The sequence below is a fragment of the Phenylobacterium sp. 58.2.17 genome (assembly GCF_026411515.1).
In the GTDB taxonomy this organism is placed as follows: Bacteria; Pseudomonadota; Alphaproteobacteria; order Caulobacterales; family Caulobacteraceae; genus Phenylobacterium.
Genome location: NZ_JAPMTQ010000004.1, coordinates 24199 through 43308, shown reverse-complemented (window position 1 = coordinate 43308; position 19110 = coordinate 24199). Strand labels below are relative to the sequence as shown.

The 19110-nt window shown below is 69.1% G+C and carries 25 protein-coding genes; 11 read left to right on the top strand and 14 right to left on the bottom strand.

The genetic code is table 11. The annotated features are described in order from the left end of the window. Positions 1–58 precede the first annotated feature (58 nt). Positions 59–850 (top strand): hypothetical protein, encoded by a 792-nt coding sequence (locus OUA97_RS04610; RefSeq protein ID WP_267230644.1) that lies wholly within the window; start codon positions 59–61, stop codon positions 848–850. Between the two features lie 4 nt (positions 851–854). Here the strand turns inward: OUA97_RS04610 and OUA97_RS04605 are convergent, their stop codons facing one another. From OUA97_RS04605 to petA, 4 genes are all read right to left on the bottom strand, one after another. Beyond that, entirely contained in the window at positions 855–2624 is a 1770-nt protein-coding gene (locus tag OUA97_RS04605) for a tetratricopeptide repeat protein (RefSeq protein ID WP_267230643.1), read from the bottom strand. A gap of 128 nt (positions 2625–2752) precedes the next feature. Further along, entirely contained in the window at positions 2753–3601 is an 849-nt protein-coding gene (locus OUA97_RS04600) for a cytochrome c1 (protein ID WP_267230642.1), read from the bottom strand. Positions 3602–3608: 7 nt separating this feature from the next. Continuing rightward, positions 3609–4928 (bottom strand): cytochrome b, encoded by a 1320-nt coding sequence (locus tag OUA97_RS04595; RefSeq protein WP_267230641.1) that lies wholly within the window; start codon positions 4926–4928, stop codon positions 3609–3611. 5 nt (positions 4929–4933) lie between these two features. Next, complete coding sequence (gene petA / locus OUA97_RS04590) at positions 4934–5488, bottom strand: ubiquinol-cytochrome c reductase iron-sulfur subunit (RefSeq protein WP_267230640.1); 555 nt, start codon at positions 5486–5488, stop codon at positions 4934–4936. A gap of 229 nt (positions 5489–5717) precedes the next feature. On the opposite strand from petA, the gene OUA97_RS04585 reads away from it, so the two are divergent. Together OUA97_RS04585 and hemF are read left to right on the top strand one after the other, a co-directional pair. Beyond that, entirely contained in the window at positions 5718–6185 is a 468-nt protein-coding gene (locus tag OUA97_RS04585; RefSeq protein ID WP_267230639.1) for a tRNA (cytidine(34)-2'-O)-methyltransferase, read from the top strand. Between the two features lie 12 nt (positions 6186–6197). Continuing rightward, positions 6198–7076 carry an oxygen-dependent coproporphyrinogen oxidase gene (gene hemF / locus OUA97_RS04580; protein WP_267230638.1) on the top strand — a complete coding sequence of 293 codons (879 nt, stop codon included), beginning with the start codon at positions 6198–6200 and terminating at the stop codon, positions 7074–7076. Between the two features lie 94 nt (positions 7077–7170). Here hemF and OUA97_RS04575 read toward each other — a convergent pair whose 3' ends face one another. From OUA97_RS04575 to OUA97_RS04555, 5 genes are all read right to left on the bottom strand, one after another. Beyond that, positions 7171–7869 (bottom strand): glutamine amidotransferase-related protein, encoded by a 699-nt coding sequence (locus OUA97_RS04575; protein WP_267230637.1) that lies wholly within the window; start codon positions 7867–7869, stop codon positions 7171–7173. Between the two features lie 137 nt (positions 7870–8006). Beyond that, entirely contained in the window at positions 8007–9251 is a 1245-nt protein-coding gene (locus OUA97_RS04570) for a CCA tRNA nucleotidyltransferase (RefSeq protein ID WP_416362409.1), read from the bottom strand. After that, positions 9248–9523 (bottom strand): DUF6111 family protein, encoded by a 276-nt coding sequence (locus OUA97_RS04565; protein ID WP_267230636.1) that lies wholly within the window; start codon positions 9521–9523, stop codon positions 9248–9250. The genes OUA97_RS04570 and OUA97_RS04565 overlap by 4 nt, the downstream gene beginning before the upstream one ends. After that, positions 9516–10130, bottom strand: coding sequence for a CoA pyrophosphatase (locus OUA97_RS04560; RefSeq protein ID WP_267230836.1), 615 nt, complete (start codon positions 10128–10130; stop codon positions 9516–9518). The genes OUA97_RS04565 and OUA97_RS04560 overlap by 8 nt, the downstream gene beginning before the upstream one ends. Positions 10131–10153: 23 nt before the next feature. Continuing rightward, a complete protein-coding gene (locus tag OUA97_RS04555) occupies positions 10154–10729 on the bottom strand; it encodes a DUF1285 domain-containing protein (protein WP_267230635.1) in 576 nt (191 codons plus the stop codon). A gap of 127 nt (positions 10730–10856) precedes the next feature. On the opposite strand from OUA97_RS04555, the gene OUA97_RS04550 reads away from it, so the two are divergent. After that, a complete protein-coding gene (locus OUA97_RS04550) occupies positions 10857–11270 on the top strand; it encodes a DUF1801 domain-containing protein (RefSeq protein ID WP_267230634.1) in 414 nt (137 codons plus the stop codon). A 3-nt stretch (positions 11271–11273) separates the two neighbouring features. On the opposite strand, the gene OUA97_RS04545 is transcribed toward OUA97_RS04550, so the two are convergent. Continuing rightward, positions 11274–11759 carry a GNAT family N-acetyltransferase gene (locus OUA97_RS04545; protein ID WP_267230633.1) on the bottom strand — a complete coding sequence of 162 codons (486 nt, stop codon included), beginning with the start codon at positions 11757–11759 and terminating at the stop codon, positions 11274–11276. Positions 11760–12008: 249 nt separating this feature from the next. On the opposite strand from OUA97_RS04545, the gene OUA97_RS04540 reads away from it, so the two are divergent. From OUA97_RS04540 to OUA97_RS04530, 3 genes are all read left to right on the top strand, one after another. Beyond that, entirely contained in the window at positions 12009–13268 is a 1260-nt protein-coding gene (locus tag OUA97_RS04540; RefSeq protein ID WP_267230632.1) for an MFS transporter, read from the top strand. A 32-nt stretch (positions 13269–13300) separates the two neighbouring features. Further along, a complete protein-coding gene (locus OUA97_RS04535) occupies positions 13301–14236 on the top strand; it encodes an SDR family NAD(P)-dependent oxidoreductase (RefSeq protein WP_267230631.1) in 936 nt (311 codons plus the stop codon). Positions 14237–14379: 143 nt separating this feature from the next. After that, positions 14380–14670 (top strand): hypothetical protein, encoded by a 291-nt coding sequence (locus OUA97_RS04530; RefSeq protein ID WP_267230630.1) that lies wholly within the window; start codon positions 14380–14382, stop codon positions 14668–14670. Here the strand turns inward: OUA97_RS04530 and OUA97_RS04525 are convergent, their stop codons facing one another. After that, positions 14671–15273 carry a GNAT family N-acetyltransferase gene (locus OUA97_RS04525; RefSeq protein ID WP_267230629.1) on the bottom strand — a complete coding sequence of 201 codons (603 nt, stop codon included), beginning with the start codon at positions 15271–15273 and terminating at the stop codon, positions 14671–14673. Positions 15274–15341: 68 nt separating this feature from the next. On the opposite strand from OUA97_RS04525, the gene OUA97_RS04520 reads away from it, so the two are divergent. Continuing rightward, a complete protein-coding gene (locus OUA97_RS04520; RefSeq protein WP_267230628.1) occupies positions 15342–15740 on the top strand; it encodes a hypothetical protein in 399 nt (132 codons plus the stop codon). A 122-nt stretch (positions 15741–15862) separates the two neighbouring features. Here OUA97_RS04520 and OUA97_RS04515 read toward each other — a convergent pair whose 3' ends face one another. Next, positions 15863–16300 carry a tautomerase family protein gene (locus OUA97_RS04515; protein WP_267230627.1) on the bottom strand — a complete coding sequence of 146 codons (438 nt, stop codon included), beginning with the start codon at positions 16298–16300 and terminating at the stop codon, positions 15863–15865. 71 nt (positions 16301–16371) lie between these two features. Here OUA97_RS04515 and OUA97_RS04510 point away from each other — a divergent pair, with 71 nt between their 5' ends. Next, a complete protein-coding gene (locus OUA97_RS04510; RefSeq protein ID WP_267230626.1) occupies positions 16372–16923 on the top strand; it encodes a TetR/AcrR family transcriptional regulator in 552 nt (183 codons plus the stop codon). A 52-nt stretch (positions 16924–16975) separates the two neighbouring features. On the opposite strand, the gene OUA97_RS04505 is transcribed toward OUA97_RS04510, so the two are convergent. Continuing rightward, the gene (locus OUA97_RS04505; protein ID WP_267230625.1) at positions 16976–17398 is read right to left on the bottom strand and encodes a MerR family transcriptional regulator; all 423 of its coding nucleotides are present in this window, start codon (positions 17396–17398) and stop codon (positions 16976–16978) included. Between the two features lie 44 nt (positions 17399–17442). On the opposite strand from OUA97_RS04505, the gene OUA97_RS04500 reads away from it, so the two are divergent. Further along, on the top strand, positions 17443–18129 hold the full coding sequence (locus OUA97_RS04500; RefSeq protein WP_267230624.1) for a cation transporter: 687 nt from the start codon (positions 17443–17445) through the stop codon (positions 18127–18129). A gap of 107 nt (positions 18130–18236) precedes the next feature. Here the strand turns inward: OUA97_RS04500 and OUA97_RS04495 are convergent, their stop codons facing one another. After that, complete coding sequence (locus OUA97_RS04495) at positions 18237–18743, bottom strand: GNAT family N-acetyltransferase (protein ID WP_267230623.1); 507 nt, start codon at positions 18741–18743, stop codon at positions 18237–18239. Here OUA97_RS04495 and OUA97_RS04490 point away from each other — a divergent pair. Beyond that, the gene (locus tag OUA97_RS04490; RefSeq protein WP_267230622.1) at positions 18742–19080 is read left to right on the top strand and encodes a TfoX/Sxy family protein; all 339 of its coding nucleotides are present in this window, start codon (positions 18742–18744) and stop codon (positions 19078–19080) included. The two genes, OUA97_RS04495 and OUA97_RS04490, sit on opposite strands and share 2 nt — an antisense overlap. Positions 19081–19110: the final 30 nt, after the last annotated feature.

The following is a 19110-nucleotide window of genomic DNA, read 5'->3' as shown; positions in this document are numbered from 1 at the left end:
GCTATGCTACGGACGAAGGGGCCGCCAAGCGCCCCGGCGCTCTCTCCCCCGGGATCCCATGAAGCCCCTCGTCCTGGCTCTCGCCGCCGCTGCCCTGCCGGTCTCCGCCCTGCCGGTCGCCGCCCACGCCGGCGAAACCGCCTGCTGGTTCGAGCAGGGGGTCATCGTCGCTCCGGCCTCCATCGACGGCCTGGCCGGCGACTACATCCTCGACACCGGCTCTGCCGTAACCCAGTTGCACGAGACCAAGGCCCAGGGGGCCGGCCTGGTCGAGCCGGACCAGCGCGGCCCGGTCCGCATCGCCGGCCTCACCCTGCCCGACCGTCCATTCGTGATCGCCGACCTGGATGCCCGGACCTACGCCTTCCCGACCCCGATCGCCGGGGTGATCGGCGCGGACCTGCTGTCGGCCTATGTAGTCGAGGTCAGCTTCGCGCCCTGCAAGGTCGCCATCTATCCACGCGCCCAGGCCCCGCGCGTGCGCGCCGCCGTTCGCGACCTGCCGCTGCGCCTCGCCGGCGGGGTCGCCACCACCCGCGCGGCGGTCGCCGACGGCCCCAGGGCCCGGGCCGGCGACTTCGTGATTTCCACCGGCTCGGACACCGCCGTGCGTGTCTCTGAAAGCCTCGCATCCGTCCCCGGGGCGGCCAAGCCGCAGGACCTGCTCCCCTACGGCGAGACCCGGGCGCAGCTGCGCGCGGCGTCCTTCGCCGGGACCTTGTTCGAGAACCTTCCCAGCGGGCTCGCCGACACGGAGGCGGACGGGATCATCGGCGCGCCGCTGCTCGCCCGCTGGCGCCTGCGCTTCGACTTTCCGGGCGGCAAACTGCTCCTCGCGCCGGCCGGCTAGGCGGCTACAGCCGCTCCATCCTCAGCCACTGCGGCTGGCCGGCCCAGGCCCGCACGAAGGCCTGGCGAGCCGCCTCGGCCTCGGCCTTGCGTCCTAGCGCATCCTCGCTCCGGGCCAGGCCGTACAGCGCCCAGCCGTTGCGCGGCGACTGCGCCAGGGCGGCGCGGAACGCCTCGCTGGCCTCGGCTGGCTTGCCCGCCAGGAACAGCGCTGCGCCCAGCGACTGGTTGACCGGATAGTACCAGTACGGCGGCTCGGTGTAGGGAATGCGGCTCTCGATGGCGATCGCCTTGCGGTAATGGCCGGCCGCCTCGTCATAGCGGCCTTCGGCGGTCGAGAACCGCCCGCGGGCCAGCTCCTGGGCCATGGCCACGAGGTCGACCGCCGGCACCAACTGGGCGGTCAGGTCGGCGAAAGCGTCGGCCCTGATCAGGGCGTCCATCGCCGCGATCTCGGCCTTGAAGCCGGCCTTGTTGCGCTGCTGGGCGTAGGCGACGGCCCGCGCGTAGTGGCGCATCGCGCTCGCGTAGGGCAGACGTGGGTCGGGCGCCGGCATGGCCAGGATCGCCTCGGGGGCCGCGAACTGCGCCATCGCCAGGTAGGGCGCGGCCTCGATGATCTGCACCCAGCCGATCTTGGCCGAGGTGTCGGTGTCCATCAGCACCCGCAGGCGCTCGGCCTCGCTGATCGCCGTGTCCATGTCGCCGGCCAACTGGGCCGAGGTGACGATGAAGTGGACGTTGTGCGGGTAGTAGCCATAGCGCACCAGGCTGTGGTCGCCGGCGCTGCGGATATACGCCTCGTCGGCCCGCGCCGCCGCCACGTTCACCCGCATCGAGTCCGCGTAGCGGCCGCGCGCCTGGTAGATGTGCGAGGGCATGTGCACCAGGTGCCCGGCGCTGGGCGCGGTCGGGGCGCCCAGCCGGTCGGCTGCGGCCTCAGCCCGCTGGGCGTCGGCGGCCTCCAGCAGGTGGATGTAGAGATGGCCGGCCTGGACGTGGCCTGGATTGCGGGCGATCACCGTCTCGACCAGCCGCACCGCCTCGCCGCTGCGCCCGACCGGGGTCTTCTTGTCGGGCTCCCAGTAATTCCAGGGCGAGGTGTCCATCACCGCCTCGGCGGCCAGCACCGCGACGTCGTCGTCGGCCGGGAAGCGGCGGGCGACCTCCAACATGGCGTCGGCATAGGCGCCGTCCAGCGCCGCGCGGTCGGCCTTGGGGTCGCGCGAGTAACGTTTCGCCACCGCCTCGATCAGCGCCCGCTCCATCGGCGAGGCGCGCTCGCGCAGCGCCATGGCCTTGTCCATCGCCGCCAGCGCCGCGTCGCGATCGCGCTCGTCCATCGGCGCGTTGATGTTCGGCCCCAGCGCCATCGCCTCGCCCCACCAGCACATGGCGCACGATGGGTCCAGGCGCTGCGCTTCGCGGAACGAGCGCACCGCCCCGGCATGGTTGAAGCCGTAGGTGAGCAGCAGGCCCTGGCTGAAGTACCGCTTGGCCTGGGGGTCGGCCGTGGTCAGCGGAAACGGCGAGGTCGTCAGGTCCTCGTAGAGCGGGATCGGCCCGGCCTGGCTGGCCGGGGCGGCCACCGCCCGGGCCAGCAGCAGGCTGCGGCTCAGGCCCCCGCCGGTCTTGGGGTTTCCGCAGATCGACGAGGCGATCAGCGTCGGATCGAGGGCGGCCAGCACCTGCGGAGAGATCGGCGCCTCGAAGGAGAGACTGGTGAGCGACAGCCCCAGCCCGGCGAGCGCCGCAGTCTTGAACCCGGTACCCATCGCGGACCTCCGCCAGCCAATTGGCGTATCGTTGGTTTCCGGACAACCAGAGTCAAGCAAGGCGCACGCAACGAAAAAGGCCCCGGATCGCTCCGGGGCCTTTCCCAATTCGTCGGAAGCGCGACGCCCTAGTGGGCGACGTTCTTCCAGATCTTGCGGTAGCTGGCGTACAGCAGGCCCGCGAAGATGAAGAGGTAGATCATCGCAGCCATGCCGAAGGCCTTGCGCTCTTCCATCTTGGGCTCGGAAGCCCAGGCGATGAAGGCCGCAACGTCCTTGGCCTGTTGTTCCAGCGTCGACTTGGTGCCGTCGTCGAACGTCACCTGGCCGGCCGCCAGCGGCGGGGCCATGGCGATGAAGCCGCCCGGCGGGACCTTGTCGTGCGGGCCCGACCACGACGCGGTGACGTCACCGGCCATGTACGGGTTGTAGTGCTGGCCGACGCCGACCTTCAGACCCGCGGGCGGGTTCTTGTAGCCGGTGAGCAGCGAGTAGATGTACTGCGGCCCGTGGTGACGCGCCTTGGCCATCACCGACAGGTCCGGCGGGTAGGCGCCGCCGTTCGAGGCCCGCGCCGCCGCTTCGTTCGGGAAGGGCGACGGGAACTTGTCGGCCGAGGTGCCCGGACGCTCGATCACATCACCCGTTTCCGAGTCGATGTCCTTGATCTGATAGTCCTTGGCGATCGACTTCACATACGGGTTGTCGTTCGGGTTCTTGTACTTCGGATCGTAGAACGGCCCGCCCTTCTGGCCGAGGTTCCGGAAGTACATCAGGTTCATCGAGTGGCAGGCCGAGCAGACCTCCCGATAGACCTTGTAACCCCGTTGCAGCTCAGCCTGATCGAACTTGCCGAACGGACCTTCGAAGCTGAATTCCACATGCTTCGGCGGCAGGGCGCCGCCGGCGGCCTGAGCCGCCGGGGCCGCGAGAACGGCCAAGCCAAGCGCCGCGAGCGCGATACCTTTACGCAGCATCTTAGGCTCAACCCCTCTTTTCAGGCGAAGCCGCGGCGCCGGCCGGCGCGTTGGCAGGATGCGAAAGCACAGGTTCACTGATCGATTCCGGCAGCGGAAGCGGGGTCTCGGTGAGGCCCAGGATCGGCAGGATGACCAGGAAGTAGGCGAAGTAGTACAGGGTCGCGATCCGCGACAGCCACACCATCGAGTTCAGGTCGGCGTCGCCCAGCTTGAAGGTCGACAGACCCGGGATCACGTGGTTGTCCGGCAGCTGACCACCGCAGTAGCCGAGCACGAGGCAGGCCAGCAGGAAGATGAAGAAGTACAGCTTCGCGGTCGGCCGGTAGCGCATCGAGCGCACCTTGGAGGTGTCGAGCCAGGGCAGGACGAACAGCACCGCGATGGCGCCGAACATCAGGATCACGCCGCCCAGCTTGTCGGGAACCGCGCGCAGGATCGCGTAGAACGGCAGGAAGTACCATTCGGGAACGATGTGCGCCGGGGTCACCAGCGGGTTGCCGGGGATGTAGTTGTCGGCGTGGCCGAGGGCGTTCGGGTTGTAGAACACGAAGGTCGCGAACAGGATCAGGAACACCACGATCGCGAAGCCGTCCTTCACCGTGTAGTACGGATGGAAGGGAACGGTGTCTTCCTTCGACTTCACGTTCACGCCGGTCGGGTTGTTGTTGCCCGGGACGTGCAGCGCCCAGATGTGCAGGCCGACGACGCCCGCGATCATGAACGGCAGCAGGAAGTGCAGCGAGAAGAAGCGGTTCAGGGTCGGGTTGTCGACCGCGAAGCCGCCCCACAGCCAGGTGGTGATCGCTTCGCCCACGACCGGCAGCGCGCCGAACAGGTTGGTGATCACGACGGCGCCGTGGAAGGACATCTGACCCCAGGGCAGCACGTAGCCCATGAAGGCGGTGGCCATCATCAGCAGGTAGATCACGCAGCCCAGGATCCACAGCACTTCGCGCGGAGCCTTGTACGAGCCGTAGTACAGCCCGCGGAACATGTGGATGTAGACCGCGATGAAGAACATCGAGGCGCCGTTGGCGTGCATGTAGCGGATCAGCCAGCCGTAGTTGACGTCACGCATGATGCGCTCGACCGAGGCGAAGGCGTGGTCGACGTGCGGCACGTAGTGCATGGCCAGCACGATGCCGGTGACCAGCTGGATGCCGAGGCAGACCGCCAGGATGCCGCCGAAGGTCCACCAGTAGTTCAGGTTCTTCGGGGTCGGGAAGTCGATCATCGAGTCGTACGCCAGGCGCACGACAGGCAGACGGGTGTCGAGCCAACGCTCGATGCCGGTCTTCGGTTCGTAGTTGGAATGTCCGCTCATCTGGGTCAGCCCACCTTGACCTTGGTGTCGGAAAGGAAGGTGTAGTCGGGCACCGCCAGGTTCTTCGGCGCCGGACCCTTACGGATGCGGCCCGACACGTCGTAGTGCGAACCGTGGCACGGGCAGAACCAGCCGCCGTAATCGCCGCCGCCGAACGTCGGCACGCAGCCGAGGTGCGTGCAGGTGCCGACCAGCACGAGCCATTGGGCCTTGCCCGGCTTGTGACGGTCTTCGTCCTTCTGCGGATCGGGCATGCTCGCGCCGTCATCCTTAATGGCCTTGGCGATCTCCGCGCCAGTCCGATTGCGGATGAACAGCGGCTTGCCGCGCCACTTGATGGTGACCTGCTGGCCTTCCTCGACCTTGGTCAGGTCGAATTCGACCGACGCCAGGGCCAGCGTATCGCCGGACGGGTTCATCTGGTCGATGAACGGCCAGGCGAGGCCCGCGACAGCACCGCCAGCCGCGGCCGCCGCCGCAATATGAATGAAATCACGCCGGTTCGGGTCGTCGCCCGCGGCATGCGTATCGGGATTTGCGCCCGCGACGGTGTCGGCCACCTTAAAGCTACCCTTCGTTTGGGGCCGCGCGACCGCGGCCCGTCAGATCACTACGGATAATTCCGGAGTGATCCCGCCTTCGACCCCTGCCAGCGGTTCTGGTAAGGGCCACCGGAACTGAACGCTGGCGCCGGGCAAACCCGCGGAAGACAGTCGGATTGCATGTCGCACCCCACCCTTCCGTGATTCGCCCCTGGCCCCGGCTAATCCCGTGGCTGGACCGCTTAGAATGCTGCTCGCGCTTTTTCAACCGGACATTCCGCAAAACCTTGGCGCGGCTCTTCGCCTCGGCGCCTGTATGGGGGTGCCCGTGCACGTCATAGAGCCTTGTGGTTTCCCGCTTTCCGACAAGGCGATCCGCCGTGCGGCCATGGATTACGGCGAACCTGCCGATGTCGTGCGCCATGCCGGCTGGAGCGATTTTCAGGCCGCCAAGGGCGGAGCCCGCATAGTGCTGTTCTCCACTAAGGCCGCGCAGCCATTGCACGAATTCGTCTTTCGGCACGACGACATCCTGCTGTTCGGCCGCGAAAGCCTCGGCGTCCCGGACGAGGTTCACGACGCCTCCGACGCCCGCGTCTTCATTCCGCTGACGCCCGGCCGGCGCTCGCTGAACGTCACCGTCTCGGCCGCCATCGGCCTTTCCGAGGCGTTGCGGCAGACCGATCAATTTCCTAAGCCCATGCAAATTTCCTGACTGCGGTACGCGATGACCAACATTTCTCCCGAGATCGAAGCCCGGCGCGACCGCGCCAAGGAATGGTTCGAAAGCCTGCAGACGCGGATCTTCGCCGAGCTCGAGCGGCTGGAAGAGGAAGCCCCGGCCGACCTCTATCCCGGCGCGCCCGGCCAGTTCGAAACCCGCCCCTGGACGCGTGAGACCGGAACCGGCGGCGGGATCGGCGGCCACCTCAAGGGCCGGCTGTTCGAAAAGGCCGGGGTGCACACCTCCGCGGCCCTGGCCCGCTTCTCGCCGGAGATGGCGGCCCAGATGCCCGGCGCCGACCAGGACCCGACCTATGTCTCGGCCAGCATCAGCCTGATCGTGCATCCGGTTTCGCCGCGCGTGCCGACCGTGCACATGAACACCCGCTTCCTGTCGACGGCGGAAAGCTGGTTCGGCGGCGGCGCCGACCTGACGCCGATGCTCGACGCCCAGCGCAACCAGGAGGCCGACGACACCAAGCTGTTCCATGCGGCCATGCAGGCCGCCTGCGATCCCTTCGATCCTGAGTGGTACGGCAAGTACAAGGCCTGGTGCGACGAGTACTTCTACCTGCCCCACCGCAAGGAGCCGCGCGGCATCGGCGGCATCTTCTACGACCGCCACAACAGCGGCGATTTCGAAAAGGACTTCGCCTTCACCCGCGCGGTCGGCGAGGCCTTCCTCGACGTCTATCCGAAGATCGTCCGCCACCACATGGACGAGCCCTGGACCGAGGCCGACCGCCAGGAACAGCTGGTTCGCCGCGGCCGCTACGTCGAGTTCAACCTGCTCTACGACCGCGGCACCATGTTCGGCCTCAAGGCCGGCGGCAACATCGACACCATCCTGTCCTCGATGCCGCCGATGGTCAGCTGGACGTAAGCCAAAGCCCCCGCTGTCGCCCCGCCCCATCCCGCGCGCAAGCGCGAATGGACCCCGGACAAGCCCCGCCGGCTTTCCGGGATGACACGTCGGGTCAGGCGGTCTCGATGAACCGCTGCAGCCAGCCCCCGACCCGCTGGCGGTCGTCGGGCTGCTCGTAGCTCATCACCGCGCGGTCGGCCTCCTCTGCCGTCAGCCGCGTCCCGCGCCGGGTCTCGATCAGCGCCTTGGCGTAGTCGGGCTCGAACTCCGGGTGCAGCTGCAGCGAGATCGCCCGACCTTCGCCATAGTCCAGCATCCCGAGCTCGCAGAACTCGTTGCCGCCGATCACCCGCGCTCCGGGCGGCGCCTCGACCACCTGGTCCTGGTGCGATCCCGGCACGGCGATCGGCTCGCCGCTGTCCATCCAGGGCAGGCTCTCAGCCAGCCGATAGCGCTGCAGGCCCAGCCCCCAGCCCTTCGGCGACTTGATCACCTTGCCGCCGAACGCCTGGGCCATGATCTGGTGGCCGAAACAGATGCCGACCAGCGGCGCCTGGCCCCTGGCGGCGCGCAGGAAGTCCTCCAGCGGCGCGATCCACGGCTCGGGGTCGTAGGCCCCGGCCGACGAGCCGGTCACCAGCCAGGCCCCGCACTCGGCGACGCCCGCCGGCATCTCGCCAGCCGCCACGTCGAACACCGCATAGTCATAGGCGCTCTCGCCGAACAGCCGCCGGAACATCGACGGATAGCCGCCAAAGCGCCCGCGGATCTCCTCCGGCGGCGCGCCGGTCTCCAGAATGCCGAGCTTCATGGATCTTGAACCTCAAACTCAATCGTCATCCCGGTTTCGCCTTTGGCCGAAGACCGGGCCCGATGATCGCGGGATGGCCGGATCAGCGCGATCGGTGCGACCGGATCCTGGCCTTCCCCGTCGCTCCAGCCAGCGCCCTAGTACGCCATGCCCTGGGCGACGGCCTTCAGCTTCTCGATGGCCGAGAACTTGTCGTCGATGAAATCGTGGTCGATCCACCAGTCCTCGACCTCGCGCAGCACCTGGCCGACCATCGGCCCCTTGGGCACGCCCGACTTGAGCACGTCTTCACCGGTCAGCGGGAACGGCGGCGGGGTCCAGCTCTGGGCCAGGGCCAGCAGGCCGCGCCATTGGTGCGTGGCCGCCGACCGTTCCGAGTGCGACCAGGCCAGCTTGATGCGGTCGCTGAACGCCTGCACGCCGATCCTGTAGACCGCCCTGCGGCTCTCGCGCGGGCTCATCCACGAGGTGATGCGCGGGGTCTTGCCCATCGCCGCCACCAGCCGATCGCGCTGGTCGTTGGAAAGCCGCAAGGCCTCGGCCGCCTTGCCAACGCCGACCTCGTTGTCCGGCAGCAGGGTCGCCAGCCTCAGCAGCGGGTCGCAGGTGAACAGCTGCTCGGTCTCGATCTCGACCAGCTGGTTGAAGCTGGCCAGGTCCGTGGCGCCGGGCAGCAGCTGGGTCAGCACTCCGGTCTGGGCCATCAGCGCCATCGCTGGCCGCGGATCATAGGCGCCGACCAGCTTCAGAAGTTCCTTGGCCACCCGTTCGGCCGCCAGGTTGCCCATGAGCTCGCGCCCGGCCTCGCAGGCGGCCAGCGCCGCGGCGTCGGGCTCGCCCTTGCCGTACCAGGCCAGGAACCGGAAATAGCGCAGGATGCGCAGGGAATCCTCGGCGATGCGGGTGGCCGCATCGCCCACGAACACCAGCCGCCCGGCCTGGGCGTCGGCCACGCCGGTTCCGGTCGGGTCGGTCAGGTTCCCCAGCCGGTCGGCATAGACCGCGTTCATCGTGAAGTCGCGGCGCTGGGCGTCCTCGCCCCAGTCCTGGGTGAAGGCCACCACCGCCCGGCGCCCGTCGGTCTCGACGTCGCGGCGCAAGGTAGTCACCTCGAAGGGCTCGCCATTGATGATCGCCGTGACCGTGCCGTGCTCGATCCCGGTCGGCGCGACCTTGATCCCGGCGCCCTGCAGCGCCTTGGTCGCCTCATCCGGCGTCAGGGTGCAGGCGATGTCGACATCGTCGACCGGCGCGCCCAACAGGGCGTTGCGCACCGCCCCGCCGACGAACCGCGCGCAGCCCGCCCCGCCGACCGCCTCCAGCGCCTCCATGACCGGCGCGGCGGGCTTCATCCAGGGCTTTTCGCCGATGCTCTGCGTCACTTCGCGGGCGCCTTCTTCTCGAAATGTCCCGGCGCCACATGGCCGCCGGCCTCGACCTCCGCAGGAACATAGGTCTCCCCGCGGTTGTCGCCATGGAAAAGACCGGTCGCCAGCAGCGAAGCCGCCAGCAGCACCCCGGCGATCGCCACCAGCCAGGTCCACGGCGTCGAACCCATGGGCCGCCCCGTGCGCAGCGCCACGCCGCGCCAGATGAACCAGATGACGAAGGGGGCCGCGATCAACAGCAGCCGCGGGGCCAGCTCCCTAAGCAACCGCCGCCCCGTAGAGCCGGTCGTAGAGCGCCCGCAGCATCCCGGCCGTCGCGCCCCAGATGAAGCGATCCTCGTGGGTCATGGCGTAGAAACGGCGCAGTTGGCCGTCAGGTCCCTGGCGCTCGTGCCGCTCGTGGTTGACCGGGTCCATCAGGAACCCGAACGGCGTCTCGAAGATGTCGGCCACCTCGGCCGGATTGGGCGTCAGCGAGAACCCCGGCTGGATGAACCCCACCACCGGCGTCACCAGGAACCCCGTCCCCGTCCGGTACGGCGAGGACAGCCCCGCCAGGGTCACGTAGTCCGGCGCCAGCCCCACCTCCTCGTGCGCCTCGCGCAGGGCGGTGACAGGGCTGGTCTCGCCCGGATCGGAGCGCCCGCCCGGCAGCGCGATCTGGCCGGTGTGGCTGCGCAGGGTGTCGGCCCGCCGGGTCAGCAGCACTGAATAGCCGAAGGGCCGCTCGATCAGCCCGACCAGCACCGCCGCCGGCTTCAGGCTGACCGGCTCGTTGGGAAAGGCGTTCGGCCCCAGGTCGAAATCGGACGCGACCGTGCTCGCCGGTTCGCCGTCGAGCGGATCGAGATGGCCGGCGATCCACTCGCGCATTTCGTCCGGCGGCGCGTTCGGGCTCACAGCTGGTGGGCCCCGGCCGGGCCGATCGGGAACCAGGCGCCGTTCGATTCGACCCCGAGCCGCGGCCCCTCGGGGGTGTCGCGCTCCTGGGCCAGCTCGACCAGCTCATAGAACACCGGCCGGGCGATCAGCGCCTCCAGCCCGCGCCGCACGTGCAGATAGGGCCGCGGCTCGCCGGTCTCGGCGTCCATTTCCACCCGGATCTCGTTCTCAGGACCTGCGACCACCTCGTCGCCGACATTGGTCAGGAACTTCAGCTCCTCGCCCTCGCGATCCACCCGCGTGGCGATGAACGGCGCGTCCTCGACGGTGATCTTCATCTTCTCCACCGGGGTCACCAGGTGGAAGCCGTCCGGGTCCTTGCGCAGCACGGTCGAGAACAATCGCACCAGCGCCTCGCGCCCGATGGGCGTGCCTTCGTGGAACCAGGTCCCGTCCTTGCGGATCACGATGTCGATCTCGCCGCAGTGGGCCGGGTGCCACAGGTGCACCGGCGGCAGTCCGCGGCCCGGCGCCTGCTTGGCCGCCGCGATTACGCCCTCGAGGCCGGGCTTGGTTGTCGTCTCTCCCATGCAGCAAAGGTAAGGACCCGCGTGCGTCGCCTCAACGGGGTTCTTCCACAAGGCGCATGGATCGCGCGCCTCGACATCGCCGCCGGGTTCGCCGCAAGGTGGCGCCTCCGAGCAAGGACCACCCCCCATGACCACCTCCAAGACCACGCCCGAGAGCTCCTCCGCCTCCGCCGAGATCGACGCCCGCATCGCCGCGCTCGGCGACTGGCGCGGCGAGACGCTCGCCCGCGTCCGCGCCCTGATCCACCAGGCGGTTCCCGAAGTGGTCGAGGAGGTGAAGTGGCGCGGAACGCCCGTCTGGTCGTCGGGCGGCATCATCTGCACCGGCGAAACCTACAAGGCCTACGTCAAGCTGACCTTCGCCAAGGGCGCGACCCTCGACGACCCCGCCGGCCTGTTCAACTCCAGCCTCGAGGGAAACGTCCGCCGGGCCATCGACATCCCGCAGGACGCAGTCCTGGACGAAGCGGCCTTCAAGGCCCTGGTTCAGGCCGCCGCCGCGCTCAACAGCGCCTCGACGAAGAAGCCTAAAGGGGGGTGACGATCAGACCGTGACCGGCCCGTCCAGCTTGTCCACGCCGCGCGCCAGCACCCGGCGCTGGTCCACCGGCCCCGGCATCCGCACGCCCTTGCAGGGCGCGGCCGAGAAGCCGAAGCGGCTGAAATAGGGCGCATCGCCGACCAGCAGCACCGGATAGCCGGCGGCTTGCGCCGCGGCGCAGGCGCGCTGCACCAGCTCGCCGCCGACGCCGAACTTGCGGCCCTCGGCCTGCACCGCCAGCGGCCCCAGGAAGATCGCGGGCGCGCCGCCCACATGCACCTTCCACATCCGCACGACGCCGACCAGGACGCCCTGGTCCCAGGCGCAGAATGACATGTCGGGGCGAAACTCGGCGAACTCGCGCACGCGCTCGGACGCCTTCACGAAGCGGCCGGGCCCGAAGGCGTGGTCCAGCAGCGCCTCGATGGCGGCTTCGTCGGCGGGGTCTTCTTGGGTGTAGGTAAGGGCCTGTTCGGCGGGAACGATCATGGACGTCTTTGCGGGCGGAAGGCGACGGGGGCCGCCGCCAACGCGCAGCGGCGCAGGCGAGCGGGGCTCTAGCTGGCGCGGCGGGCGCGCCCGGTTCGTCGCTGGCGTCGCATGGGACGGCTTCCAGGTCGTTCACGTTAGAAGCGCGGCGCATAAGGCCATGACGGGCCCGCGTCAATCGCGCGTTGCGGCGCAGGTCGTCGCGGTCCAAGTTGCCCGGCCTTCGCCGTCCTCGAGTACCGAGCTCGCATGTCTGAATCGACCGACGCCGCCGACCAGCCGACCACCGCCCGCGAGCTCCTCGCCCACCGCGATTACATGCTGTTCTGGTCGACCCGCGTAGCCTCGACCCTCGGCGTGCAGATCCAGAGCGTCGCGCTCGGCTGGCAGGTCTACGCCGTGGCCCGCGAGACCCACAGCGTCGCCCAGTCGGCCTTCTATGTCGGCATGATCGGGCTGGTGACCTTCATCCCGGTGCTGCTGCTGGCGCTGTGGGCCGGCGAGGCCGCCGACCGCTACGACCGCAAGCGCATCCTCCAGCTCTGCTACGCCGGCGAAATCGCCTCGGTGCTGCTGCTGCTGGCCGCCAGCCTGTTCGGGTTCGCCACCATCCCGCTGCTGCTGGGCGTCGCCGTGCTGTTCGGGACCAGCCGCGCCTTCATGGGCCCGGCCGGCACCGCCATGGGCCCGATGCTGGTGCCGCGCAGCCTGCTGCCGCGCGCCATCGCCTGGAATTCGCTGGCCTGGCAGGGCGGCTCGATCATCGGCCCGGCGCTCGGCGGCGCCCTGGTCTCGATCTCGCCGGCCGTCGCCTACGGGACCACCAGCGGCCTCTACCTGGTCGCCGTGCTCACCGTCTCGCTGATCGCCATGAACACCAAGCCGGTGGCCCAGGCCGGCTCGCGCTGGACGCTGATCAAGGAGGGCCTGGGCTACGTCTGGCACAACAAGATCGTCTTCGGGGCGATCTCGCTGGACCTGTTCGCCGTGCTGCTGGGCGGGGCGACGGCCCTGCTCCCGGTCTACGCCCGCGACATCCTGCATGTCGGGGCCGAGGGCTTCGGCATGCTTCGCGCCGGCCCGGCCATCGGCGCCACCCTGGTGGCCATGTGGCTGGCGGCCAATCCGATCCGCACCAAGGCCGGGCCGATCATGTTCGTCGGCGTGGCGATCTTCGCGCTCGCCACCATCGTCTTCGGCCTCTCGCAGACCTTCTGGCTGTCGGTCGTGGCCCTGGCCGTGCTCGGCGGCGCCGACATGCTCAGCGTCTATGTCCGCCAGACCCTGGTGCAGATCGTCACCCCCGACCAGATGCGCGGCCGGGTGGCGGCCGTCTCCTCGCTGTTCATCGGCGCCTCGAACGAGCTGGGCGAGTTCCGCACCGGCGTGGCGGCCCGCTTCATGGGCGCGGTCGGGGCCGCGGTCTCGGGCGGCGTCGCCGCGTTGATCGTCACCGGGGTCTGGGCGAAACTGTTTCCCGCCTTGCGCAAGGCCGACCGGCTCGAATAACAACAACGCCATTCTTTTAGGGAGATTGATCGATGGGTTCGCTTTCAGGGAAAGTTGTTCTGGTCACCGGCGGCGGCAACGGCATTGGCCGTGACTGCGCGCTGATCGCAGCCGCCGAAGGCGCGAAGGTCGTGGTCAACGACCTCGGCGGCGGCCTCAAGGGCGAAGACGAAGGTTCGGCGGGTCCGGCCGAACAGGTTGCTCAGGAAATCCGCGCCGCGGGCGGCGAAGCGGTCTCCAACTCCGACAGCGTCACCGACCTGGACGCCGTCTACGGCATGGTCGAGCAGGCCAAGAAGGAATTCGGCGGCCTGCACGCGGTCATCAATCCGGCCGGCATCCTGCGCGACGTGATGTTCCACAAGATGACCGAAGCCGAGTGGGACGCGGTCATCGCCGTCCACATGCGCGGCTCGTTCAACGTCGCCCGCGCCACCATCGAGCTGTTCCGCGAACAGAACGACGGCGCCTACATGTTCTTCACCTCGACCTCGGGCCTGCTGGGCAACATCGGCCAGGCCAACTACGGCGCGGCCAAGATGGGCATCGCCGGCCTGTCGCGGATCATCGCCATGGAAGGCGCGCGCAACAACGTGCGTTCGAACTGCCTGGCCCCGGTCGCCTGGACCCGCATGACCCAGTCGGTGCCGGTGAAGGACGAAGCCGCCGCCGCCCGCCGCGCGGTGATGGCCGAGAAGATCCGCGCCGACCAGCCGGCCCGCTTCTCCGTCGCCATGATCACTCCGGCTGCGGCCAGCGTCTCGGGCCAGATCTTCGGCGCCTCGGGCGAGAACATCATCCTCTACAGCCAGCCGCGTCCGGTCGAGACCGTGACCAAGGAAGAAGGCTGGACCGTGCAGTCGATCCTGTCGGAAGCCATTCCGAAGATGGAGCCGAAGTTCACCCCGCTCTCGCGCCCGCCGCTGGCGAGCCAGGGCGGCGACGCGGCCCCGGCCAAGGCCGGCTGATCGGCCAGGTAGCTTAGGACTTCAAGGCGGCGGCTCTTCACGGGGCCGCCGCTTTTTCTTTGCACCCACGCAATCGCTTACGCGGCAAGGGTTTTGGCCCGAAACTTGCTTAACGCCAGGCGTCCCTTCACCAGGAGCGCCCCATGTCCGTGAGCAGCGTCGGCCCCGCCAGCTGGTATGCCCAGCCGCAGTTCGCCTCCCCCGCGGGCAAGGCCAAGGAGCGCGAGGACGCCGGCAAGCTGCGCATCGAGAAGCCGGCCAGGCCCGACCGGACGATGACGCCGGAAGAGGAAGAGAAGCTCAGGAAGACCCTCGCGGGCATGGCCGCCGGCGACTTCCAGAAGATCCTTGAGGACGACGCTCGGCGTGCGGCCGACCAGCGCGCCGCCCAGGGCCGCGATCCGTCCGGGGCGGTCGTCGACCTGCGCGTCTGACTACAGCCGGTGGCGGCGCACCCACTCCTCGCGGGTCATCTCCCAGTAGAGCGAGCGGCGCGTCGTGCCGTCCGGTCGCACGCTGTCGATCTCGCCCATCCGCCGAAAGCCCGCCGCGTCGATCGAGGCGGCCGAGCGGACATTGTCCAGCGCCGCGGTCAGCGCGATCAGCCGCACGCCCAGTTGCTCGAACATGAAGGCGATCGAGCGCGCCACGCCGGCCTTGCCGCTGTGGGAATTCTGCAGGTCCGCCCGCCGCGCCCCGGCGATCTCGGCCGCCGAGCGGTCCGGCCAGACCGTGAACCGTGAGTAGCCGGCGACCTCCCCGGCCTCGTCCAGCGACACGCTCAGGATGCACTCACCCTGCTGGCGCAGCGCCTCGCTGTCCGCCACCCAACGACCGACATTGGTCTCATTAATCGGCCGCGGCAGGTCGTAGATCGGGTCCGAGACCTTCGGGTCGGCCAGCAGCGCCGTCAGCCCCGCCACGTGCTGCGGCCCGGCGATGACCATCTCTGCGCCGCCGGCGCCGCGCACCGCGGCGCGGATCGCGGCCTCCTCCTCTGCGCTGACCTGCAGCACCGTCATGGGCGGGGCGCTCATGGGTTTCCTCCTCTACCGCCGGTTGGCCCGGCCTTTGCTCCAGCATAGCCCAGTCAAGGAGCCTCCGCATGCAAGTCGGCAGTTCAAACCTCGTAGACGGCCTTTTCGCCACCGACACGCTGAGCAAGATCGGCCAGCTCGGCAAAACCGACTCGGCAAAACCCTCCGCGGCGGCCGAAGCCGCGCGCAAAGCCGAGCTCGCCAAGTCCAGCCAGCGCGCTGTCCTCGACGAGATCCGCGAAAAGGGCATCTACGCCTGGGCCCAGGAGCAGAAGCTCGAGAAGCTGAAGGAAAAGATCGAGGCCGAGGTCCGCTCGGCCAACCCCGACGCCGACCCGGCGACCATCGACAACGAGGTCGCCCGTCTGGTGAAGGACGCCATGGAACAGGCCCTCAAGACCGAGGCCGCCGAGGCCGCCAAGCGCGGCGAACCGGCCAAGCCGATGATCATCGACATCTCGGTCTGAACCAATACCCGCTCATCCCGGCGAAAGCCGGGACCCAAGCGGGCTCTGCGACATCACAAGCGCTGCAGAGTGTGGCGCCTCAGCTTAGATCCCGGCCTTCGCCGGGACGAGCGGAGGCGGGGTCACGCCACCTGCCGCGGCCCCACCGGGCTCGGCCGGTTCTCGCTCCGCCAGCGGATCTCGTCCTCGGTCCCCGGCAAGGGCGGCCGGTAGCCCTGGATCGACCACAGCTCATAGGACGTCTCGTCGATGTGGTACTCCCAGTTCAGACCCCGATCGCGCACATAGGGGGCCAGCGCCACATCGACCATCTCGATGAACTTCGCGCGGATCTCCGCCGTCGGCATGGTCCGGGCGATATGATCGATCCAGATCCGCACGAAATTGTCGACGCTCTCGCCGCCGATGAAGAACGAGTCGGCGGCGACTTCCTGGAACACCACCCCGACATAGAACTTCGGCAGGCCGCGGGCGTAGAGCGCGGTGATCGCCTCCGACAGCCCCTTCTTGTCCTCCAGGCTGAACGCACCCACCGGGTGATAAATCTTCCATAGCGGCATGGGCCGGCTCCTTGACTTCAATAATGATAATTATCATCATTGAGTCCTCAGGGACGTCAAGAGGCAGGCCGATGAAGATCAGCAAGGCGCAGGCGCAGGAGAACCGCGAACGCATCGTCGGGGCCGCCTCGACCCTGTTCCGCGAGCGCGGCTTCGACGGGGTCAGCGTCGGCGACCTCTCCAAGGCGGCCGGCTTCACCCACGGCGGCTTCTACAACCACTTCGCGTCCAAGGACGCCCTGGCCGCCCGGGCGCTGGAAAGCGCCTTCGCCAGCATGGCGGGCCACCGCGAACGCGCCCGCGACCTGGCCGAAATGCTGACCCACTACCTCTCCCAGGCCGCCCGCAAGGCCCCGGGCAGGAGCTGCCCCGCCGCCGCGCTCGGCGGCGACGCCGGCCGCGGATCAGACGATGTGAAGGCCGCCTTCGCCGGCGGGGTCGAGCAGATGATCGCCTCGGTGGAGGCCCGCCTCCCCGACACCCCGGACCGCCGCGCCCGCGCCGTGGGCGTCGTCACCCGCATGGCCGGCGCCCTGATGCTGGCCAGGGCCGTCCCCGACGGACCGCTGGCCGACGAACTGCTGGAAACCAACCTCAAGCTGGCGATCTCGGAAGCCGGATAGCCGATTGTGTCATCCCGGCTGCGCAAACCGGGATGACGCTGATGCGATCCTGTCAGTGCTCTCCGCCGCAGTGCGAATGGTCGGCCAGCGCCTCGATCACCCGGCACTCGGCCACCGCCCCATGCCTGCAGCTCTTCAGCATCCGCGCCAGCTCGCCCTTCAGCGCGGTCAGCTTGGCGATCTTCGCCTCGACCGCGGCCAGGTGCCGGCCGGCGATCTCGTCGACCGGCCCGCAGGACCCGTCCGGGCTGTCGCTGAGCTCCAGCAGCGTGCGCAGGTCTTCCATCTCGAAGCCCAGCTCGCGGGCGTGCCGGATGAAGCTCAGCCGCCGCACGTGCCCATCGTCATAGAGCCGCCGGTCGCCCTCGCTGCGCGGCGGCTTGGGCATCAGCCCGGCGCCTTCGTAGAAGCGGATGGTGGTCACTTTCACGCCAGCCCGGCGCGAGAGTTCGCCGATCGAAAGGTCGCCCGTCATTCGCCGCTTGCTCCTATAGTGACTATAGGATGCATCATTTAGGCATGACCTACGAGATCGTCCACCGCAAGGCGCCGCCGCCCGCTCCCGAGGGCGCGGCCTGCGCCGCCGCCGGCTGCGGCTGCGAAGCCACCGCCGCCGCCGTCGAGAACGGCTCCCCCGCCTTCCGCCGCGCCGTCTGGATCGTGCTCGGCCTCAACGCCGGCATGTTCGGCCTCGAGGTGGTGCAGGGCCAACTGGCCGGCTCCATGGCCCTGCAGGCCGACGCCCTCGACTTCGCCGGCGACGCGGCCACCTACGGCCTGTCGCTGTTCGCCCTCTCCCAGAGCCTGGCGTTCCGGTCGAAGGCGGCCCTGGTCAAGGGCGCCAGCCTGGGGCTGATGGGCGTCTACGTCCTGGCCGCAGCGCTCTGGCGCACCTTCGTCGACGGATCGCCCGACGCGGTGACCATGGGCTGGGTCGGGGCGCTGGCGCTCAGCGCCAACGTCATCTCCGCCCTGCTGCTGCTGCGCTTCCGCGACGGCGACGCCAACGTCCGCTCGGTCTGGCTCTGCTCGCGCAACGACGCGATCGGCAATGTCGCCGTGCTCTGCGCCGCCGGCATCGTCGCCTACACCGGCACGAAATGGGCCGACCTGGCGGTCGCCGCGATCATGGCCAGCCTGTTCCTCTCGACCGCCTCGTCGATCATCCGCCAGGCCCGCGGGGAATTGAGGCTGCAAGCGGCTTGAGCCTCCAATTCAGGGTGTCCCGGTTTCGACGCAGCCGAAGACCGGGCCCCATGGACACCGCTCGGCGGTCTTCCTGAGCAAACCGGGATGACACTGATGGAGCGCCCTTACCCCTCCGCCAGCGCCTTCAGCGGCCCATCCGTCAGCCGCCGCACGATCCACTCGGTCTGCGCGCTGGCCCCCAGCGAGTCGTAGAACGCGATCGACGGCGAGTTCCAGTCCAGCACCGACCATTCCAGCCGCGCCAGTCCCTCGTCCTGGCAACGCTGCGCCAGCCGGCGCAGCAGCGCCTTGCCGGCCCCCAGGCCGCGGGCCTGCGGGACCACGAACAGGTCCTCCAGATAGATCCCGTGCCGGCCGCGGAAGGTCGAATAATTGTAGAACCACAGCGCAAAGCCGACCGGCGTCCCGTCGGCGTCGGCGATGTCGCAGAACGCCCGCGGGGTCTGCCCGAACAGCGCCGCCTCGACGTCGGCCTGCGTCGCCTCGACCTCGTGCAGCAGCTTTTCGTACTCGGCCAGGCCGCGGATGAAGCCGTAGATCAGGCTGGCGTCCGCCGGGGTCGCCGGCCGCACTTGCACCTTGGCCGCCGCGGCGGTCTTCTCCTGGCCCATGGCCGTCTCTCCCGACTTCCTCGACTACGTGCTCGAGCAGCTCGCATCCCTCGGCGGGATCACTCACCGCCGGATGTTCGGCGGCGTCGGCCTCTCGCGCCATGAGCTGTTCTTCGCCCTCATCGCCGACGACGTGCTCTACTTCAAGGCGGACGCGGTCAGCATCCCCGACTTCGAGGCGGCCGGCTGCGAGCCCTTCAAGCCGTTCGGCGGCGACAAGGCGATGAGCTACTGGACCGTTCCTCTCGAAGCCCTCGAAGACCCCGACGAAATGACCGCCTGGACCACGCGGGCCCTCGACGCGGCCCTGCGCGCCAAAGCCGGAAAGAAGCGCTGAACCTAGTTCCCCCGGGGGCGGCGCAATTGC

What these genes read in the sequence shown, in the direction of transcription:
- OUA97_RS04610 (WP_267230644.1), top strand. Translation starts at nt 59, where the DNA reads ATGAAGCCCCTCGTCCTGGCTCTCGCCGCCGCTGCCCTGCCGGTCTCC.
- OUA97_RS04605 (WP_267230643.1), bottom strand. Translation starts at nt 2,624, where the DNA reads ATGGGTACCGGGTTCAAGACTGCGGCGCTCGCCGGGCTGGGGCTGTCG.
- OUA97_RS04600 (WP_267230642.1), bottom strand. Translation starts at nt 3,601, where the DNA reads ATGCTGCGTAAAGGTATCGCGCTCGCGGCGCTTGGCTTGGCCGTTCTC.
- OUA97_RS04595 (WP_267230641.1), bottom strand. Translation starts at nt 4,928, where the DNA reads ATGAGCGGACATTCCAACTACGAACCGAAGACCGGCATCGAGCGTTGG.
- OUA97_RS04585 (WP_267230639.1), top strand. Translation starts at nt 5,718, where the DNA reads ATGCTGCTCGCGCTTTTTCAACCGGACATTCCGCAAAACCTTGGCGCG.
- hemF (WP_267230638.1), top strand. Translation starts at nt 6,198, where the DNA reads ATGACCAACATTTCTCCCGAGATCGAAGCCCGGCGCGACCGCGCCAAG.
- OUA97_RS04575 (WP_267230637.1), bottom strand. Translation starts at nt 7,869, where the DNA reads ATGAAGCTCGGCATTCTGGAGACCGGCGCGCCGCCGGAGGAGATCCGC.
- OUA97_RS04560 (WP_267230836.1), bottom strand. Translation starts at nt 10,130, where the DNA reads ATGCGCGAGTGGATCGCCGGCCATCTCGATCCGCTCGACGGCGAACCG.
- OUA97_RS04555 (WP_267230635.1), bottom strand. Translation starts at nt 10,729, where the DNA reads ATGGGAGAGACGACAACCAAGCCCGGCCTCGAGGGCGTAATCGCGGCG.
- OUA97_RS04550 (WP_267230634.1), top strand. Translation starts at nt 10,857, where the DNA reads ATGACCACCTCCAAGACCACGCCCGAGAGCTCCTCCGCCTCCGCCGAG.
- OUA97_RS04545 (WP_267230633.1), bottom strand. Translation starts at nt 11,759, where the DNA reads ATGATCGTTCCCGCCGAACAGGCCCTTACCTACACCCAAGAAGACCCC.
- OUA97_RS04540 (WP_267230632.1), top strand. Translation starts at nt 12,009, where the DNA reads ATGTCTGAATCGACCGACGCCGCCGACCAGCCGACCACCGCCCGCGAG.
- OUA97_RS04535 (WP_267230631.1), top strand. Translation starts at nt 13,301, where the DNA reads ATGGGTTCGCTTTCAGGGAAAGTTGTTCTGGTCACCGGCGGCGGCAAC.
- OUA97_RS04530 (WP_267230630.1), top strand. Translation starts at nt 14,380, where the DNA reads ATGTCCGTGAGCAGCGTCGGCCCCGCCAGCTGGTATGCCCAGCCGCAG.
- OUA97_RS04525 (WP_267230629.1), bottom strand. Translation starts at nt 15,273, where the DNA reads ATGAGCGCCCCGCCCATGACGGTGCTGCAGGTCAGCGCAGAGGAGGAG.
- OUA97_RS04520 (WP_267230628.1), top strand. Translation starts at nt 15,342, where the DNA reads ATGCAAGTCGGCAGTTCAAACCTCGTAGACGGCCTTTTCGCCACCGAC.
- OUA97_RS04515 (WP_267230627.1), bottom strand. Translation starts at nt 16,300, where the DNA reads ATGCCGCTATGGAAGATTTATCACCCGGTGGGTGCGTTCAGCCTGGAG.
- OUA97_RS04510 (WP_267230626.1), top strand. Translation starts at nt 16,372, where the DNA reads ATGAAGATCAGCAAGGCGCAGGCGCAGGAGAACCGCGAACGCATCGTC.
- OUA97_RS04505 (WP_267230625.1), bottom strand. Translation starts at nt 17,398, where the DNA reads ATGACGGGCGACCTTTCGATCGGCGAACTCTCGCGCCGGGCTGGCGTG.
- OUA97_RS04500 (WP_267230624.1), top strand. Translation starts at nt 17,443, where the DNA reads ATGACCTACGAGATCGTCCACCGCAAGGCGCCGCCGCCCGCTCCCGAG.
- OUA97_RS04490 (WP_267230622.1), top strand. Translation starts at nt 18,742, where the DNA reads ATGGCCGTCTCTCCCGACTTCCTCGACTACGTGCTCGAGCAGCTCGCA.
- OUA97_RS04495 (WP_267230623.1), bottom strand. Translation starts at nt 18,743, where the DNA reads ATGGGCCAGGAGAAGACCGCCGCGGCGGCCAAGGTGCAAGTGCGGCCG.